Origin of the sequence: Rhizobium indigoferae (assembly GCF_034554815.1) — a bacterium.
In the GTDB taxonomy this organism is placed as follows: Bacteria; Pseudomonadota; Alphaproteobacteria; order Rhizobiales; family Rhizobiaceae; genus Rhizobium; species Rhizobium leguminosarum.
This window is the reverse complement of sequence record NZ_CP140637.1, coordinates 247,878-264,752: the sequence shown is the minus strand read 5'-3', so window position 1 is coordinate 264,752 and position 16,875 is coordinate 247,878. Positions and strand designations below refer to the sequence as shown.

General features: G+C 60.3%; 15 protein-coding genes. 1 reads left to right on the top strand and 14 read right to left on the bottom strand.

Annotated features, from left to right (window positions below; all coding sequences use genetic code 11):
* Positions 1-93 precede the first annotated feature (93 nt).
* The 12 genes from U5G49_RS27780 to U5G49_RS27725 form a co-directional block, all read right to left on the bottom strand.
* A complete protein-coding gene (locus U5G49_RS27780) occupies positions 94-1,485 on the bottom strand; it encodes an aldehyde dehydrogenase family protein (RefSeq protein ID WP_193444480.1) in 1,392 nt (463 codons plus the stop codon).
* Between the two features lies 1 nt (position 1,486).
* Positions 1,487-3,133 (bottom strand): acetolactate synthase large subunit, encoded by a 1,647-nt coding sequence (locus tag U5G49_RS27775; protein WP_018245609.1) that lies wholly within the window; start codon positions 3,131-3,133, stop codon positions 1,487-1,489.
* A gap of 248 nt (positions 3,134-3,381) precedes the next feature.
* A complete protein-coding gene (locus tag U5G49_RS27770; RefSeq protein WP_131590896.1) occupies positions 3,382-3,909 on the bottom strand; it encodes a GNAT family N-acetyltransferase in 528 nt (175 codons plus the stop codon).
* Positions 3,906-4,184, bottom strand: coding sequence for a type II toxin-antitoxin system TacA family antitoxin (locus U5G49_RS27765; protein WP_018245607.1), 279 nt, complete (start codon positions 4,182-4,184; stop codon positions 3,906-3,908). Before U5G49_RS27765 ends, U5G49_RS27770 begins: the two co-directional genes overlap by 4 nt.
* Before the next feature lie 154 nt (positions 4,185-4,338).
* Positions 4,339-5,217, bottom strand: a complete 879-nt coding sequence (locus U5G49_RS27760) for a DUF6030 family protein (protein ID WP_026188693.1) — start codon at positions 5,215-5,217, stop codon at positions 4,339-4,341.
* 320 nt (positions 5,218-5,537) lie between these two features.
* The gene (locus U5G49_RS27755) at positions 5,538-7,652 is read right to left on the bottom strand and encodes a carboxy terminal-processing peptidase (RefSeq protein WP_018245605.1); all 2,115 of its coding nucleotides are present in this window, start codon (positions 7,650-7,652) and stop codon (positions 5,538-5,540) included.
* A 147-nt stretch (positions 7,653-7,799) separates the two neighbouring features.
* The gene (locus U5G49_RS27750; protein ID WP_020493431.1) at positions 7,800-8,279 is read right to left on the bottom strand and encodes an MEKHLA domain-containing protein; all 480 of its coding nucleotides are present in this window, start codon (positions 8,277-8,279) and stop codon (positions 7,800-7,802) included.
* 130 nt (positions 8,280-8,409) lie between these two features.
* Positions 8,410-9,600 carry a M20 aminoacylase family protein gene (locus U5G49_RS27745; protein WP_018516795.1) on the bottom strand — a complete coding sequence of 397 codons (1,191 nt, stop codon included), beginning with the start codon at positions 9,598-9,600 and terminating at the stop codon, positions 8,410-8,412.
* 71 nt (positions 9,601-9,671) lie between these two features.
* Complete coding sequence (locus U5G49_RS27740; protein ID WP_018245602.1) at positions 9,672-10,451, bottom strand: amino acid ABC transporter ATP-binding protein; 780 nt, start codon at positions 10,449-10,451, stop codon at positions 9,672-9,674.
* Positions 10,448-11,377: an amino acid ABC transporter permease gene (locus U5G49_RS27735; protein WP_018245601.1), complete on the bottom strand. Its 930-nt coding sequence runs from the start codon at positions 11,375-11,377 to the stop codon at positions 10,448-10,450. The genes U5G49_RS27740 and U5G49_RS27735 overlap by 4 nt, the downstream gene beginning before the upstream one ends.
* Positions 11,374-12,264 (bottom strand): ABC transporter substrate-binding protein, encoded by an 891-nt coding sequence (locus U5G49_RS27730; RefSeq protein ID WP_026188692.1) that lies wholly within the window; start codon positions 12,262-12,264, stop codon positions 11,374-11,376. The genes U5G49_RS27735 and U5G49_RS27730 overlap by 4 nt, the downstream gene beginning before the upstream one ends.
* Positions 12,265-12,319: 55 nt before the next feature.
* Entirely contained in the window at positions 12,320-13,282 is a 963-nt protein-coding gene (locus U5G49_RS27725) for a substrate-binding domain-containing protein (protein ID WP_193444481.1), read from the bottom strand.
* 101 nt (positions 13,283-13,383) lie between these two features.
* Here U5G49_RS27725 and U5G49_RS27720 point away from each other — a divergent pair, with 101 nt between their 5' ends.
* Positions 13,384-14,709 carry an aminotransferase-like domain-containing protein gene (locus U5G49_RS27720; RefSeq protein WP_026188691.1) on the top strand — a complete coding sequence of 442 codons (1,326 nt, stop codon included), beginning with the start codon at positions 13,384-13,386 and terminating at the stop codon, positions 14,707-14,709.
* Positions 14,710-14,767: 58 nt separating this feature from the next.
* On the opposite strand, the gene U5G49_RS27715 is transcribed toward U5G49_RS27720, so the two are convergent.
* Both U5G49_RS27715 and U5G49_RS27710 read right to left on the bottom strand, forming a co-directional pair.
* Positions 14,768-15,490, bottom strand: coding sequence for a response regulator transcription factor (locus U5G49_RS27715; RefSeq protein ID WP_003562390.1), 723 nt, complete (start codon positions 15,488-15,490; stop codon positions 14,768-14,770).
* A gap of 13 nt (positions 15,491-15,503) precedes the next feature.
* Positions 15,504-16,742, bottom strand: a complete 1,239-nt coding sequence (locus U5G49_RS27710) for a GAF domain-containing sensor histidine kinase (protein ID WP_018444724.1) — start codon at positions 16,740-16,742, stop codon at positions 15,504-15,506.
* Positions 16,743-16,875 lie beyond the last annotated feature (133 nt).

Here is a 16,875-nt window from a genome sequence, read left to right as displayed (position 1 = left end):
GCCTCGATGCAAATGCCGCTGGTCCAGCACGCTGGCGAAAGGGTCGTCCATTGTCTTTGTCGGCTGCCAACGGCGACGGAGTACCGACTGATCTTAAGTAACCTGGTTGAACACGACCATCTTGTCGTCGGCCATCTCTTCCATCGTTGAGGGAATGCCGCCGACCCCGTATCCGGACTGTCTGCGTCCGGCGAAAGGCATCCAGTCGGTGCGAAACGCCGTATGGTCGTTGACGAGAACGGCCGATGCATCCAGATGTTTTGCCGCCTTGAGAGCAACCGCTATGTCGGCGGAAAAGACGCTTGCCTGGAAGGCATAGGGCAGCGAGTTGGCAATGCGGATCGCCTCGTCGAGGTCGCGGTAGCCGAAGACGCAAGTCAGCGGTCCAAAGACCTCGAGCACCGACACCTTCGCTTCGACAGGCGGGTTCAGCAGAACCGAAGGCAGAAGCGTCGTATCGGACATCCGCCCGCCGCCGATCTGCTTGGTCCCGGCATCCGTCGCCTCCTTGATCCAGCTCGTGACGCGGTCCGCCTCGCGCGGCAGGATGAGCGGCCCTACCTCGGTTTGTGCAAGCTTGGGATCGCCGACATGCAGGGCCGCAACCTTGGCGGCGAGAGCCTCGGTGAAGGAAGCCAGAATATCTTCGTGTACGAAAAGACGCTGCGCCGACACGCAGACCTGCCCAGCGTGGTAATAGCCGCCCTTGACGATGGTGCCGACAATCGCATCGACATTGGCGCTGCGGTCGACGATCACGGGTGCCGCTCCGCCATGTTCCAGCGCGCATCGGGTGCCCGGCGGCAACTTGCTCTTGAGGTACCAGCCGACCTTTGCAGAGCCGATGAAACTCAGAAACGCCACGCGACGATCGGTTGCGAAGGCTTCGGCAAGCGCATTGTCCTCGGTGATGAGGGTCTGGCACCAGCGTTCGTCGAGACCGGCCTCCCAGAACAGCTTGACGATCTCGATGCAGGAAATCGGCGTCGTTGCCGCCGGCTTCACGATCACAGGGCAACCGACCGCAATCGCCGGCGCGATCTGATGGATGATGAGATTGAGCGGATGGTTGAACGCCGATATCGCCGCCACGACCCCGATCGGCTCCTTGGTGGTGAAAGCCCATCGGTTCGCGCTGGCCGCAGTCAGCCCCATGGGGATTTCCTTGCCGCCGAAATTGCGCAGTTCGTCTGCCGCGTTCACCAGGCCGTCGATCCCGCGCGTTACCTCGATGATTGCGTCGGTCAGCGGTTTGCCGCCTTCGCTGGCGATCATCATCGCAAAGCGGTCGCGGTTCTCCTGCAGAAGCGCCGACGCCTTCCTGAGGATTGCCATCCGCTGATGCGCGGGCAGCCAGCCGTCGCGATCGGCAAAGGTCTTTGCGGCGACCTGAAGCTTGCGCTCGAGCGCGGATGCGTCGTCTGCCGGCAGCTCTGCAATCGGCACGCGGTCGAACGCCTGATAGACCTTCATGGTAGACTGCATCTCAGGCCTCCAGTATCGCGGGGAGCCGCTCGCGAAGCTCCTTCACCAGCACGCGTTCATTTTCCGAGTAGTCGACCGGCACATTCACCAGATGGACGCCACCTCCAGAGAATGCCTCTTCGAGGACCTTTTTGAACTGGCCGATATCGTCGACCCTGGTTCCCCTGGCGCCGTAGGATTCGGCATATTTCACGAAGTCGGGATTGCCAAAGGTCATCCCGAAATCCGGGAACTCATCCACCGCCTGCTTCCAGCGGATCATGCCGTAAGCATTGTCCTCGATGACAAGAACGACGAGGTTGAGTTTCAGCCGGACGGCCGTCTCGAGCTCCTGGGAGTTCATCATGAAGCCGCCGTCGCCGCAGATCGCCATGACACGCCGCTCCGGGTAGAGCATCGAGGCAACCATCGCCGACGGCAGCCCGGCTCCCATCGTTGCAAGAGCATTATCGAGCAGCAGCGTGTTCGCCATCCGCGTCCGGTAGTTTCGGGCGAACCAGATCTTGTACATGCCGTTGTCGAGCGCCAGTATGCCGTCATGCGGCATCACCTCTCTTATATCGTGGACCAGCCGCTGTGGCGTGAAGCGATCCTCCGTCGCCCGCGCGGCGATGCGCTCGAGAATGCGCTCGCGGAGATGAAGAAGCGCCTGCGCGTTTGGCAGCTTGCCCTCGAGGCGATCGGCCAGCGCCTTCAGAGAGGGGCCGATGTCGCCGATGACCTCGGATTGCGGGAAATAGACCTGCTCGACGGTCGCCGGCTGATATCCGATATGGACGACCTTCGGACCGCCCTTGCCCATGATGAACGGCGGCTTCTCGATGGTGTCATGGCCGATCGTGACGATGAGGTCGGCCTGTTCGATGGCTTCGTGGACATAGTCGCGCTCCGACAGCGCCGCGGTGCCCATGTAAAGTTCGGTTCCACCCGGAACCGTTCCCTTCCCCATTTGGGTCGTGAAGAACGGGATGCGCGTGCGGATCACGAATTGCGCGATGTCGGAGGTCGAGCGCGGACGCGAGGCGGCGGCCCCGAACATCAGAAGCGGACGCTTGGCCGCGGTGATGAGCGCGGCTGCGCGGTTAAGCGCCGCCTCACTTGCCGTCGGCAGTTCGAGCTGGTGCGGCGCAATCAGCGCCACCTCCTGGCATTCTTCGGCCGCGATATCTTCCGGAAGCTCCAGATGCACCGGCCCCGGCCTTTCCTCCTGGGCGATGCGGAACGCCTCCCTGACCGTCGTCGGGATCATCTGCGGCGATACGATCTGCCTTGCGAGCTTGGTCAGCGGCTTCATCGACGCGACGACGTCGACCACCTGGAAACGCGCCTGGCGGGATGAGAGGATCCCTTTCTGACCGGTGATCATCACCATCGGCATCGCACCGAGCAAGGCGTATGCCGCACCCGTCGAGAGGTTGAGAGCACCCGGCCCAAGCGTCGTCAGGCAGACGCCGGGCTTGCCAGTCAGGCGGCCATAGGTCGCGGCCATGAACGCCGCCGCCTGCTCGTGTCGGGTGAGCACGAGCTCAATCGACGACTTGCGGATGGATTCGACGACGTCGAGATTCTCTTCGCCGGGAATGCCGAAGATGCGTTCGACACCTTCGTTCTCAAGCGCTGCCACTAGAAGATCGGAGCCTTTGGTCATGGATGTGTGCCCGTGCTGTTTGATTCGAGGCTTCAAAAGGAAGGACCCTTCGAAGATATGTTCTTTTCCGGGCCTGTCCATGCGTTCGGCGGCATCGGCGGTTGTCCTCAATCCCGGTGAGAGTTTGTAGATAGGATTTGGCGCGGGAATAAAAAAGCTCTCCGCAGTTCTGCTGGCAAACAGCTTTGACTGATGATGTGAGGTGTCGCGGTTCGGGCCGGCAGCACAATGGCTTGGCGGCTAAACGGCTACAGGAGCCCCTTGGCCTTGAAGTCGGCGGCGAAGGTGGCAAGCGGCATAACGAGGGTGAGCGGTTTCCCTTGCAGCGGTTCGGCGCCGTAGCTGGCATACCAATGGGCGGCGCGCTCGCTCTTGGCATCGATGATTAGCAGGATCCCGCCGCCCTCGCTGGCGAGCCGCAGGCAACGGAGCGCTGCAGCAGCGATGAGCTGACCGCCTAAACCTTTTCCCGCCACCTTTACGTCGGTTGCCAAGCGCGCGAGCTTGAAGCCTGCGACTTCATGGCGTGCGAGGCCTCTCGTCATCTTCGGAGGCACGGCCTCATGCGTAACGGCAGAGGGCGCGACTGTGTAGAATCCGAGGATGCGATCAGGGTGGGCCTTGTCGATAGCGCAGAAGGTTTTCGCCGCATTCTGCTCATGGCTCTGCCGGGCGAAGCGCCGAATGAACTCGTTCATTGCCGCATCACCGCAATCGAATGAGGCCCGATCATGCGACTTAGCGATCGGCTCTTCATGCCAGACGGGGAGGGTCACAAGGCATCCGGTAGAGCAGAGATCGCGGCGCGTAGTCTCGCGTTTGGTTTGGGCGGGCGTTCAAGCAGGTCGAGGATGCGGATGAAATCGCGGCTCGAAACGGTCTCAACTTCAGCAGCCTGGATGACGGCTTCGGCTTCAGGTACTATCTTATCGAGAATGAAATCGGCCATATCCTTGTTCGAAAGGGCAGCTGCGCGCGCGATCATTGCCTTCTGCTTTGGCGGGATGCGCAGCTGGTAGCGTTCGGATTTATTGTCCGCGGTTCTCGGCATAACTATCTCCTTGATCTCAATATAACGTACACATAGTATGTGTACAAGAAGATTTAGGGATGATCGCAGCATTCATGGCCGAAATCACCACGGCGGTCTGTTTGGCTGCTCGGCGTGACGCTTTCATCGCTCAAAACGATGAAGCCGTCGATGTTTAGCCACAGTTCCAAATTGATCTTGGACTTTGACGGGGGCTTGCGACGTCATTGAGCGCAATTGGCTGATATGGATGCCCCCAAGCGCTCCCTGAAGATGAAGCTGGCAGGAGCACTGCGGGCATTTGTAGCCAGCGCTCAGTCGAAAAATACATCTTGGTCCTCACCTGCGAACCTGAAGTCGCCTTAAGGCCAAGAACAAAATTAAAGATATTTGCGCTGCCGGCTTCACGTGTGAAGCTGAGATAGGAGCCGAATCGTTCGTATTCGACATTTTGAAGGTTTTGGATCGAGGCAAGAGTATCCTCGAAATCACGCCAGCACGCCTGCTTCACAATGATCTCGAAAATGCGTAGGACGGCCGGGGCGAGGCGTCCCTGGGCGTCGGTCGTTGGCCCAATGATCTTGGCGCGGATCTCAAGAATGTCGCCCATTTCATCTCCGCGAACCTTCAGGAAGGTCGAGCTGAGCGGACGCACCTCGTCCCGTTCGTAGATGCGCTGAAAATAGCATTCATAGCTGCGATTGCGCATCGATGCGGCTTTCCATTCGCTCATCTCGATGCCGGCCTCTCGAAGAGCACCGCAAATATTCGGCCCCGAGACGCGCCATATCCGCAGAAACTGACTTGCCAATTCCAGCTTCGGGACCTCGATCAGCTGCAGCGATATCGACATCGGCGGGAGGGTAGAAGGAGCCGCCGGATCAGGGCGGGCGGCTATGCGAGATGATCGGACAGCCTTATTGAGAGCTCGATGTTCATAGGGCCTGACCGGCTCTTCGAGGTGGTGGATTTCGCGATAAAAGACAACGATGCCTGCAAGAAGCAAAACGGGTATCAAAAGGCCCCAAAGCAGAGACCGGCGGTTGCTCAGCAACGGGAAATTCCGGTGCCAAAGCGGGCTGTCGCGAGGAGGATCGACTGCTGATAGCACTTTGTCCACGGCGCGACCTCACGAGAAAAACAGGAGCGGCTGCGAGCTCGAACTCAATCAACCTCGATCCTATTTGCGACCAACCGCCGGTCGGCGCGTGGACCAATCAGCCCTGCTGGCGACTCCTTCTCAGGCGAGCAACGGATATGAAAAACGGTACAGTCTGTCCGACTCACCTTCAACACTGCAAGTGTGAAGTCGCGTGTGTCGAGCGTCAAGCAGCAACCCCAGTGGACGGCGTTCGCCCTCTAGGTGTCGAATGACTATTTTCCGTCCGTTTTTCCCGTTTGTTTCGTGGCTGCCTTTAGCATGCCTTCCTGCAAATCCACCTCGTCGGCAAGAATGGCGGCCGCCTCATCCAGCAGGACGTCTTTGGCGTTCTTGCGGGCATTCTCGATGGCAATATCAGCGCTCAGGCTGCGCTCGCCGGCCTCAAGGCCATCATCTCCAAGATCCTCGCCATCCCCTGCTTCCGCTCGATCCTTGAAGCGTTTCTCGCGAGCCGTCGCTTCTTTGCGACGCTCGGCTTCATTGAGGGAGATGACCCCTTTTTCGCGCTGGGCCTTGAGGTCGGCAATGTCTTTCAACAGGCGTTGGAAGTCCGGATCGCTGCCAACCCGCGCATCATGGCGGCTTTGCAATGTCGGCAGCAGCGTCGTGACAGTGTCAGCGGGCGTGTAGTTCGCGGGCTTGATCTCAGCCCACGGCAGCGCATTGTCATAACTGGTCTCCCCGAAAACAGTCGGATCGGACAGTCCCGGCAAGCCGATATCAGGCGTCACGCCGCGCAGCTGCGTCGTACCGCCGTTGACCCGGAAAAACTGGGCAATTGTCACTTTCAGTTCCCCGAACTCGGGTTTGCTGTTGCGGACGATCTGGTCAAGATCGATGACGGTTTGAACGGTGCCCTTGCCGAAACTGGGTTCACCGACGATTACGCCTCGACCGTAGTCCTGGATTGCCGCGGCAAAAATCTCCGAAGCCGACGCCGAGCCGCGATTGATCAGGACACCCATCGGACCTGTCCAGACAGGCGCTGCAAACTCAGCACTTTTAACCTCGATCTTGCCGTCGCTGCGACGTTGCTGAACGACCGGTCCATTGCCGATGAAGAGACCGGTCAAATCAATTGCCTCGTCCAATGAACCGCCGCCATTGTTGCGCAGGTCAATGAGAACGCTGTCGACCTTTTCCTGCTTCAGTTCGTCGAGAAGCTTGGCGACATCGCGGCTTGCGCTTTTGTAATCCTTGTCGCCTTTGCCCTTGGCTTCAAAATCCTCATAGAATACCGGCAGCGTGATGATCCCGATTTTACGCGTGGCGTCGCCCGCCTTCACGGACAGCACAGTCTTCCTGGCGGCCTGCTTGTCGAGACTGATTTTATCGCGCACCAGGCTGATGACGCGGTGCGTGCCATCTGCTCCGGCATCTGCCGGCAGGATGTCCAGCCGCACGACGGAGCCTTTTTTTCCGCGTATCATCTGCACGACTTCATCAAGGCGCGTGCCCACCACTTCCTTGATCGCCCCATCCTTGCCTTGACCAACACCGGTAATGCGGTCTCCGACCGCGAGCTTGCCGGACAGTTGCGCCGGCCCGCCAGGCACGAGCTCACGGATCGTCGTGTAGTCGTCGCGTTCCTGCAGCACAGCTCCGATACCAAACAGCGAAAGCTTCATCGAGACATTGAAGTCGGCTGAAGCGGCCGCGCCGAAATAGTCCGTGTGCGGATCGATCGACGTCGAATAGGCGTCCATGAACGACTGGAACACGTCGTCGCTTTTGAACTTGTAGGCGCGCTCGAGTGTGTTTTCGTAACGTTTGTCGAGCGTTTCGCGAATAGCCGTGTCGGTTTTGCCGCCGAGCTTCAGCCGCAACCAGTCGCTTTTGACGCGTTTGCGCCAAAGCTCATTGCTTTCGGCTTCCGACTGCGACCACGGCGCTTTATCGCGCAGCACCGAATAATTTTCCTGCGTACTGAAATCGAAGCCCTGCTTCAGCAGGCTGCGCGCGTAGTTCATGCGGTCGACAACGCGCTGTTCATAGGCGTTGAAAATCGCAAACGGGATCTTCAAGTCCTTCCGTTCTATCGCATCGTCGATCTCGTTGCGATCTGACATAAACCTGTCGATATCCGCTTGCAGGAAGAGCATGCGGTCCGGATCAAGTGACTTGATGAACCCATCCATGATCCTGGCCGACAAGGCGTCGTCGAGTGGAACGGGCTTGTAGCTATACCGCGAAAGAAATTGTGCGCTCAACTCAGCGGCTTGCGCCTGTCGCTTTAGCGGCGCCAAAACAGGCGGTGATGCGACTTCAGCATATGCGGACTGTGCAATTGCAAGAAATGCACCAAGGAAAACGTAGGCTATGCGCATGCAGCGTTGATCCAATTCTTTATGCCTGATGTCGATGTGCGATCTATGTGACGCAATCATGGTTTTTTGGCAACCAAGTGGCAAACGATGGTTTGCAAAGCCGCGGAAACATATCCGGCGCGTGGTCGGCGTCTCCGCAGCCGGCGCTCAATCCGCCTGCACGTCTTGCCAGGAGTCGAATGTCGCAGCCTGACCACGACGGTGTCCGCTGCGGTCGACGAGATCCCAGACGATGGCTTTCTCGATATAGAAACGCCGTCCTGACTTGGCGATGCGAAGTCCGCGGTAGTCGGCGATAAAGCCGTTGGCCGCTACGGCATTCAACAACCTGTCACGTTCCGCGCGATCGGGTGCCTCCGCCGAAAGACGCGATGGCAAAGTGATGAACTCGTCCCACGAATATTCAAAGCAGGCCTGAGCAGCGCGGTTTGCGTAGATGAAGCGCGGATCGGCGTCAGTGTTGTGGGCAAGGACAACCGCCGGCGACTGCTCGTAAAGCCATTCGGCACCCTGGCCCTTGGGCGTCAGGCTGCGTCCTACGCTTCGTTCGAAGCTTTCCGCCATCAGTGCGTAAAATTCGAGATCGTAAGACGAGTCGAGGCCGGCGTCGGTATAGTTGGCAGTCATGCTGCCCATCCTGAATTGCGGCGAGAGATCTTGAAGTGATCTTCTCGCTTGAAAAGGGGCTACAAAATCCTTTTGCGCTACAGAAAGTGCAAGCTCAAATGCGACCCGGTCAAGCCCGGCGATCGGGACTTCAGGCGTCGTCCTGCAGGTAGCGCTCCGCGAGCCTAGCCCACATGGCCGCACCTACCGTCAGGCTGGCATCGGCGAAGTCATATTTGGGGCTATGCAGGATGGCGGAATTCATGCCGTTGCCGAGGCGCAGGAAGCTGCCCGGCTTGTGCTCGAGAAAGTGCGAAAAATCTTCGCTGCCGGGAATGAGCGGGCACGTCGCGACCTTGTCTTCGCCGATCAGTTCTGCCGCAACGATGCGGGCAAAATCCGTCTCGGCAGGGGAGTTGACGACGACAGGATTGCCGCGATCGTAGTCGATCTCGATCGAAGCATTGTGACCCTCGGCCACCGCGCGGGCTAGCTTCGTGATGCGTTCCTGCAGGAGATCGCGAATGCCAGGCTCGAAGGAGCGCACGCTCAATGCGAGCTTGGCATATTCCGGAATGACGTTGACGGCGTCGCCGGCATGGATCGTGCCGACGGTGATGACCGCTGTCTGGGTCGGATCGAGGTTGCGCGAGATGATCGTCTGCAGCGAGACGACGAGGTTGCACGCCACGACCACGGGATCGATGGTCAGGTGCGGCCGCGACGCATGGCCGCCTTTGCCCTTGATGGTAATCTCGACGGTATCCGACGCCGCCATCATCGGGCCGGATCGCAGCAGGATGGTGCCTTCGGGAGCGCCGGGGTGGTTGTGGAGGCCAAAGATTGCGTCGAACGAAAATCGCTCGAACAGGCCGTCGGCGATCATCGCCTGGGCGCCGCTATTCTTGCCCGCCTCTTCCGCCGGCTGGAAGATCAGCGTCACCGTGCCGTTGAAGCGGCGGGTTCGGGCGAGATATTCGGCGGCGCCGAGCAGCACGGTGGTGTGGCCGTCATGGCCGCAGGCATGCATCTTGCCGGGGGTGCCGCTGGCATAGGCAAGCCCGGTTTCCTCGACGATCGGCAGCGCATCCATATCGGCGCGGATGGCGATGCCCTTGCCACCCTTGCCGGCGCTGAGCCGCGCAACAACCCCATGGCCACCGACATTGCGGGTCACGTCGTAGCCCCAGCCTTCCAGCTTTTCCGCGACGTAACGTGCCGTTTCCGCTTCTTCAAAGGAGAGTTCCGGATGGGCATGCAGATACTGGCGGGTCGCCTTCAGCTCCCCCTCCATGGCTTCGAAGTCGGAAAGGCGGGCATAGGCATTGTCGAGCGTGGGCATGAAAACATCCAGTATTGGTCGAAAAGGACGATTGTTCCGACCCGAGGGCCGAAGCAGCGAGGTGACACCAGTCAGAGAAAACGGGCGAGGAAAGCCTGGGTTCGGGGATGTTGCGGATTGCCGATGACATCCTCGGGCTTGCCCATTTCAACGACATTGCCGCCATCCATGAACACCACCCGATCGGCCGCCTCACGGGCGAAACCGATCTCGTGGGTCACCACGATCATCGTCAGGCCCTGTTTGGCGAGATCGCGCATGGTGGAGAGAACTTCGCCGACCAGTTCCGGGTCGAGCGCAGAGGTGGGCTCATCGAACAGCATCAGCTTGGGCTTGATCGCAAGGGCGCGGGCGATGGCAACGCGCTGCTGCTGACCGCCGGAGAGTTGCCGGGGATAGCTACCCGCCTTTTCCGACAGGCCGACCCGCTCCAAAAGCCGCATGGCGTTCTCGGTTGCGGCCTTGCGGCTTTCTCCGTGCACACCGATCGGAGCTTCGATGATGTTCTGCAGCACCGTCATATGCGGATAGAGATTGAACTGCTGGAACACCATGCCGATCTTGCGCCGCTGGCTGGCGATCCCGTTGCTGGACAGCTTTTCCAGCCGGTTTTTACGAAGGCGATAGCCGATCTGTTCGCCATCAACTTCGATGAACCCCTTATTGATCGCTTCGAGATGGTTGATGCAGCGCAGGAAGGTCGATTTTCCCGAGCCGGACGGGCCAAGCACCACGACGACTTCACCCGGCATGACGTCGAGGTCGATCCCCTTTAGCACTTCGAGCCGGTCGAAAGATTTGTGGACGTTGCGGGCTCTGACGAGAGGTTTTGCAATTTCGGCACCGGTCAATGGCTTGCCTCCTCGGCAAGGGTCTCGGATTTGGCGGCAGCGGCGTTGTTGCGACGTTCGCTGCGCCCGTAATAGGCTTCGATATAGCTCTGGCCGAGATTGAGGATCGAGGTGATGAAGAGGTACCAGAGGACGGCAACCAGCAGCATCGGCACGATCTCGAAGGTGCGATTGTAGATCGACTGGACGGAATAGAGCAGATCGGCCATGGCGATGACGCTGACGAGCGACGTTGCCTTGATCATGCTGATCAGCTGGTTGCCCGTCGGCGGCACGATCGAGCGCATCGCCTGCGGAATGATGATCCGCCAGAGCGCCCTCGCCTTGGTCATGCCGAAGGCTTCCGCCGTCTCGAACTGGCCGCGATCGACCGAGAGCAGCCCGCCGCGAATGATTTCGGCCATGTAGGCCGCTTCGTTCAAGGCAAGGCCGACGATCGCCGCCGTCATCGGCGTGATCACCGAATTGGTCTCCCAGCTTGCGAGCGCCGGACCAAACGGAATGGCGAGCGAAAGTTCGGGAAAAAGGGTCGAGAGATTGTACCAGAAGATCAGCTGCACCAAGAGCGGCGTGCCGCGAAAGAACCAGATGAACAGCGATGCCAGTGAACGGGCGAGCCGGTCATTAGACAGTCGGGCGATCGCCAGTCCGAGGCCGAGAACGATACCGATGGCCATAGCGACCACCGTCAGGCCCAGGCTGACGTAAAGGCCACTGATGACAGTCGGATCGAAGAAATAGGCCGCGACGACAGGCCAGCCAAAATTCTCGTTATGAGCGACGATCCACAAGAAGTTCGCGGCAATCAGGAGCACGACCACCCATAGGATGAGCCTGCCCGTTTGAAAGGGCTTGTGGGCGTGGGCAACATCGCGGAAGTCCGCACCGCCCAAAGGCGGTGCGCCAATCGAATGGTGATCGCTCATTTCGGCAGGTTTCCGCCAAGATTGAGGCCGGGCTGCTTGATCATGTTGTTCTCAAGACCCCACTTCTTCATGATGGCGGCATAGGTCCCGTTATCCATCAACGCCTTGATCGAGTCGAGCAGAACGGGGCCGAGCGGGGAACCTTTCGGCACGACGGCGCCCTGGTAGAGATCGTCAAAGCCATTCTTCTGGCCAACGCCGCTCAGTTCCAGCTGGCCGTTTGCCTGAGACACGAAATATGTCAACGGTGCCTGCGAGGAGAAGAAGGCATCGGCGCGTTTGGAGCGGACTGCCAGGATCGAGCTCGGCTGGTCGGTGTAGGACTGCACTTCGGGCGCGGGCTTGCCACCCGCCTTGCACTTTTCGACCTGGGCCTGGATCACCTTTTCGGCGGAGCCGCCGGCCATGACTGCAATGCGATTGCCGCAGGCGCTATCGAGCGAATCAATGGCCTTCGGATTGCCCTTCTGAACGGAGAAGACCACGTATTCCTGAACCCAGTCGATGAAATCATTGGCCTCTTCACGGGTTTTGAAGTCACCGATCGGGCCGAAGGCGAACTGGTATCGGCCGGAATTGATGCCGGCGAGCAATGCGGTCAGTCCGCTGACGGTTTCGTGCTCGATCGTAACGCCGAGCATCTGGCCGATTGCATCGGTCAGATCGGCGCTGGCGCCCGTCAATTTCGTGCCGGTGACGATCTCATAGGGAGGAAAGGAACCATTGTTGACGGAGATCATCTTGCCGTCCGTGCGGATCTTCTCCGGCAGGCGGGCGTGAAGCGCGTCGTTGACGGTCTGTTTTGGTACGGCCGCCTCCTCAGCGAACACCGACGTCGTCATCATCAGGCCCAGCAGGGCGGCGGAAGCGATCAGTTTCGAATGCATGTCATTCCCCTTTTTGGTTTTGCGAAAATGGTAGTTCAACATGACGCGAAGAGTTTCACCGGGCCTTGGCGTGCCACGGAAACAGCTCGGCGGGTGTCAAAAGGCGCGGCATGATCTTCTGTTCGTAAAGTTCCTCGGCAAAGTCGGCGATCATTGCCTCGTTCTCGGCAAGCCCGCTGGCCCTCCAGGTCGGCGGCAGATCGGCCGCGCAGCGGCGCAGTTCGTCGATCATCCACGGTGTTGTGTCGGCGTATTTCTCACGCTTTTCCAGCCACAGACGCTGGGACTCGTCGATCAACTCGCTGAGTTCATCCATGATCCAGGGATGCTCCCGGACGATATCAGCCTTGAAGCCGATCAGATGCATGCCGGGGATATAGCCGACCTCATTGAGGTAAGTGACTTCAGCGGCGCGGAAATCATCCAGCACCTGTCGCAGGGGCGATTCCTGATCGAAGAAACCCTTCGGCATGAAAGGCGTGAATACGGCGTCGAGCCCACCATCCAGCAAAAGATCGACCATCGGACGCTCGCCGGGGACAGCCTCGATGCGGCCAGGCCGACCAAAGCCATCGAGCCGGTCGACGACCGGGTGAGCTTCCGTCAGGCGCCCGGCATACCACATGGCATCCTCGACGCCGACGCCCTCCCGGCGCAACGCAGCACGGGTCCAGGTATTTCCGGAATCGCGCCAGCCGGTTACGCCGATCTTCTTGCCGCCGAGATCGGACAGCGTGCGGATCGGATTGTCCTTAGCGGTGATAATGCAGCGATGGCGGAAGCCGCGCATGATGAAATTCGGCATGCCGACGATCCGGTCATCACCATCATGACGCATCTGCGAATAGCGGCTGAAGGACATTTCCGCGGCGTCATGCGCCGCGTCATCGGCGAGGCTGGAGACCAGCGTGCCCACACGATCCACTTTGATATCGAGACGGGAAGAACTGACGTCACCGAGCACCAGCGGCGTCATGTAATCCCAGTCTCTAAGGGCGATGCGAAGCGTCACAGGCATGCAAAAAACTCACTGAAATGGCTCGACGAGAGGCAAATTAAATGTTCAAACTAACGAGCACAAATGTTATTACGTTATTGAACATTTAAAGTGAGAAAAAAATGGGCGACGCGGTCGAAGCCTCCTGGTTTGCCGAAAAAATAGCCGATCGCAGCATCAGGGGGATCGCTCTCGAAACAAGCGCGCTGATCCGTGCCGGTGTCCTGCCCATCGGCACGCGCCTGCCGGCGATCCGCGATATCGCCTACGAATTGCATGTCAGTCCGGCGACGATCTCCGAAGCTTGGAGCGAATTGCGGCGGCAGAAGATCATCAGCGGCCGGGGGCGCAACGGCACCTGGGTCAGCGGCGACCGCTTTGTCGCCAAGCCGGAACGCCTCGCCAGCTCGGGAAACTATAGGGAAGGTGTGCTCGACCTTACCTTAGCCGGGCCGGATGCAGCACTTCTTCCCCGCCTGGCCGAAGCAATGGCCTATGGCGCGTCCGTCGACGATCTCAACAGCTATGAGCGGAGCCGGATCGTACCTGAGTTGAAGGACGCCGTTTCAGAGCGATGGCCCTATGAGGCGGAAGCCTTTCTGGCCACCAATGGCGGTTACAACGCCGTCTATACGATATTGCATGCGCTGGTCTCCTCGGGCTCGGCGGTCGCGATCGAACATCCGACCGCCATGCGACTGCTCGATATTCTGGAAGATCTCGGCGTGAAAATCATTCCTGTCGCCTGCGACGGCGAAGGCCCCCTGCCGGATTCGCTGCGCGAAGCTTTGCGGCAACGTCCCGCGGCCTTCCTGTTCCAGCCGCGGTTGCATTCCGTGACCGGCGTTACGGTCAGTTCATCCCGCCTCGATCAGCTCGGAGATGTGCTGGAAGACAGCGATACGCTTGTCATCGAGGACGATGGCGTCGGCGATGTGTCGGCGGCACCTCCGCAGTCGCTCGGTGGCCGATTTGCGGAGCGGACGATCCATATCCTGTCACTCTCGAAAAGCCTCGGCCCGGATCTGCGTCTCGCGGTCCTGTCGAGTTCCGCGCCTATCGTCGACCAGATCCAGTCTTACCGCTCCTTCAGTGCCGGCTGGACCAGCCGTATCCTGCAAAGTGCCGCCGCCTGGTTATTGCGCGATCCGGCAACCTGGCAGCTTATCGGCGAGGCGCGCGAGATCTATCAGCAGAGGCGCGACGCTCTTGCCGAAGCGCTCAGCGAACGGGGAATACCGATACCGCCAGGCCAGGGCCTGTGCCTCTGGGTGCCCGTCGTCTCCGAACCATTCGCGATGGTGACGCTCGCCGCACGCAATATCGCCGTCAACCCGGGCAACAAATTCTCCGTCTTGCCAAGCAGTCATATTCGAGTGGCGACGAGCACACTCAGCGATCGCTGCGAGGAAGCTGCCGATGCAATCGCGCTGGCTCACGCGCCGTGAAAGGCAGTGGCCGCAGCCCACGTCTCTGATCCCCAGTCATTCCACGCAAGTCTGGAAACTACTTTCCCTCAAGCCATTCCTGCAGCTCTGCCTCCGCTCGCTCCAGAGCGCTGTAATTCAGGAGTTTGCGCAGGAAAGCGACGGTGACGGCGCGGGCGCGCAGATTGAAGCGGCCGTCCTCGTGGTCGTCACCGGCGCTCTGGTAGACGTCGAGCTTATCGTAAAGCTGCTGCAGACGGTTCTGCACGCTGCGCAGCGACAGGCCCCGACGTTTGGCGATGGCCCGGTCGGTGAGGCCGAGCGCGATATCGACGAGGATCTCGTATTCAGAATCGGTGAAGCCGTTCGTCTGGCCGAGGCTCTTCTGCTGCAGGCCCCGCACCTCGCGGTCGATGACGCACTGGCTCTCGATGAAGATCGAGCGCAGCGCAAGCTTCAGCCGCTCGTCGGAGGCGGATTTCAGCACATAGCCATAAGCGGCGCCATCCGGCACGATGCGGGAGACGCCACGCACATAGGCCTCATCCGAGTAATTCGACCAGAACAGGATGCGGGTTTCCGGCCGCTCCTTCCAGATGGTGCGCGCCGCCTCGATACCGTTGCGGTTCGCCATCTGCAGGTCCATGACGATATGTGCCGACTTGTGGTCGCGGGCGAGCTTCTCGCCGACGGTTCCGTTCTCCGCCTCGATCACCGTGTCGCATTCCGGCAGGGCTGCGTTGACCGCCTCGTGCAGATAGGACCGGTGCAGCGGGTCGTCCTCGACGATCAGAACCTTCATGGTGCCCTTCTCCTCAGTTTGGCCCGATTGCCGGGTCGTGCGGTACGAGTGGCAGCACGACGCGCACCGCAGTCCCGCGATTGTTGTGGCCGGGCCCGGTCGTGAACCGCGCCGAAATCAGCCGCGCACGGGTCTTCATATTGTCGATGCCACCGCCGATCCGTCCCCGCGCTTTGGTGAGGCCGGTTCCGTCGTCGGAGATTTCGATCGACAGCCGGTCGTCATCGGCCTCGAGCCGCACGGTGACGGCCAGCGGGGCGGCATGGCGCACCGCATTGTTGATCGCCTCCTGCGCGATCCGGAACAGCGCGACGCTGACGGTCGGTTCCAGTCGCTCCAGTGCGCCGTGCGTCTCGTCGACAAGGCCCCATTCGATCCCCGATCCGGTGTCGCGGGTCGATCGGTCCAGATGATGCTCGATCGCCTGGGCGAGGCCGAAGAGCTGGAGCACCGAGGGTTTTGCTTGTTCGATGATCTGCCGCAGATCCTGCATGCAATGCTGCAGTGAACGGGAGATCGGCTCCAGCGCCTCGGGCGCCACCTCGCCGTTGCGCGACAGCCGATCGATCCGGCGGGCGAGCCGCGTCAGGTCGGCGAGCGTCTGGTCGTGCAAGTCCATGCCGATGCGCTGGCGTTCCTGCTCCAGGGCTTCGGTAAGCTTCAGCGCACCTTGCCGCAAGCCCTCCTCGCGGGCGCGGGCTTCTGCCTCGACAATGGCCGAGCGTTGCGCCTGCTCAGCCGCTTGCAGCGCGAAGAAATAGGGCGTCAGCAGGTCGGCGATAATACGGGCGCGTTCGATATCCTCCATCGTATAGACGCCCGCCCTGTGCGACGAACAGGAGAGCGCCGCGATGATCGTGCCCTGCACCTTCATGGGCACATGCAAGCGGCTCCTCAGCGACTGTTCGACGATCGGCCGCTTGAACGCGCCCTCGAAGTGGAAACGCGGGTCGGTCATGGCGTCGTCCGCCAGCAGAAAATCCACCTCGCCCCAGAGCAGCGAGCGGATGGGGCTGTTGACAACAGGCGCACCGGCAAGGCCGCCCCAGGCTGTCTCGATGCCCGTCTCATAGGCCGTGTGGTAGTTGCCGCCCTCAAGCAGCACGCAAACATCGAGATGGTCGTGCGGGATGATATGGGCGACCTCGGCCGCAACGGAACGGATAGCCGAGCGGAAGTCGAGCTGGCCCGCGAGCAGCCGGGAAATGCCGAGATAGTGGTCGAACATGGCTGCCGGTACGAGATGCAGCATCGTCAGTTCCTCCCCGAGGCCGCAGCAGGCTCCTCAACCCGCAGCGTCTCCTTCCCAGTAAGCGCCCGCGGACGCGTCGCCGTCTTGCGTAAACCCGCAGCTTGTTGCGCAAATCCCGCAAACGACTTGCCGC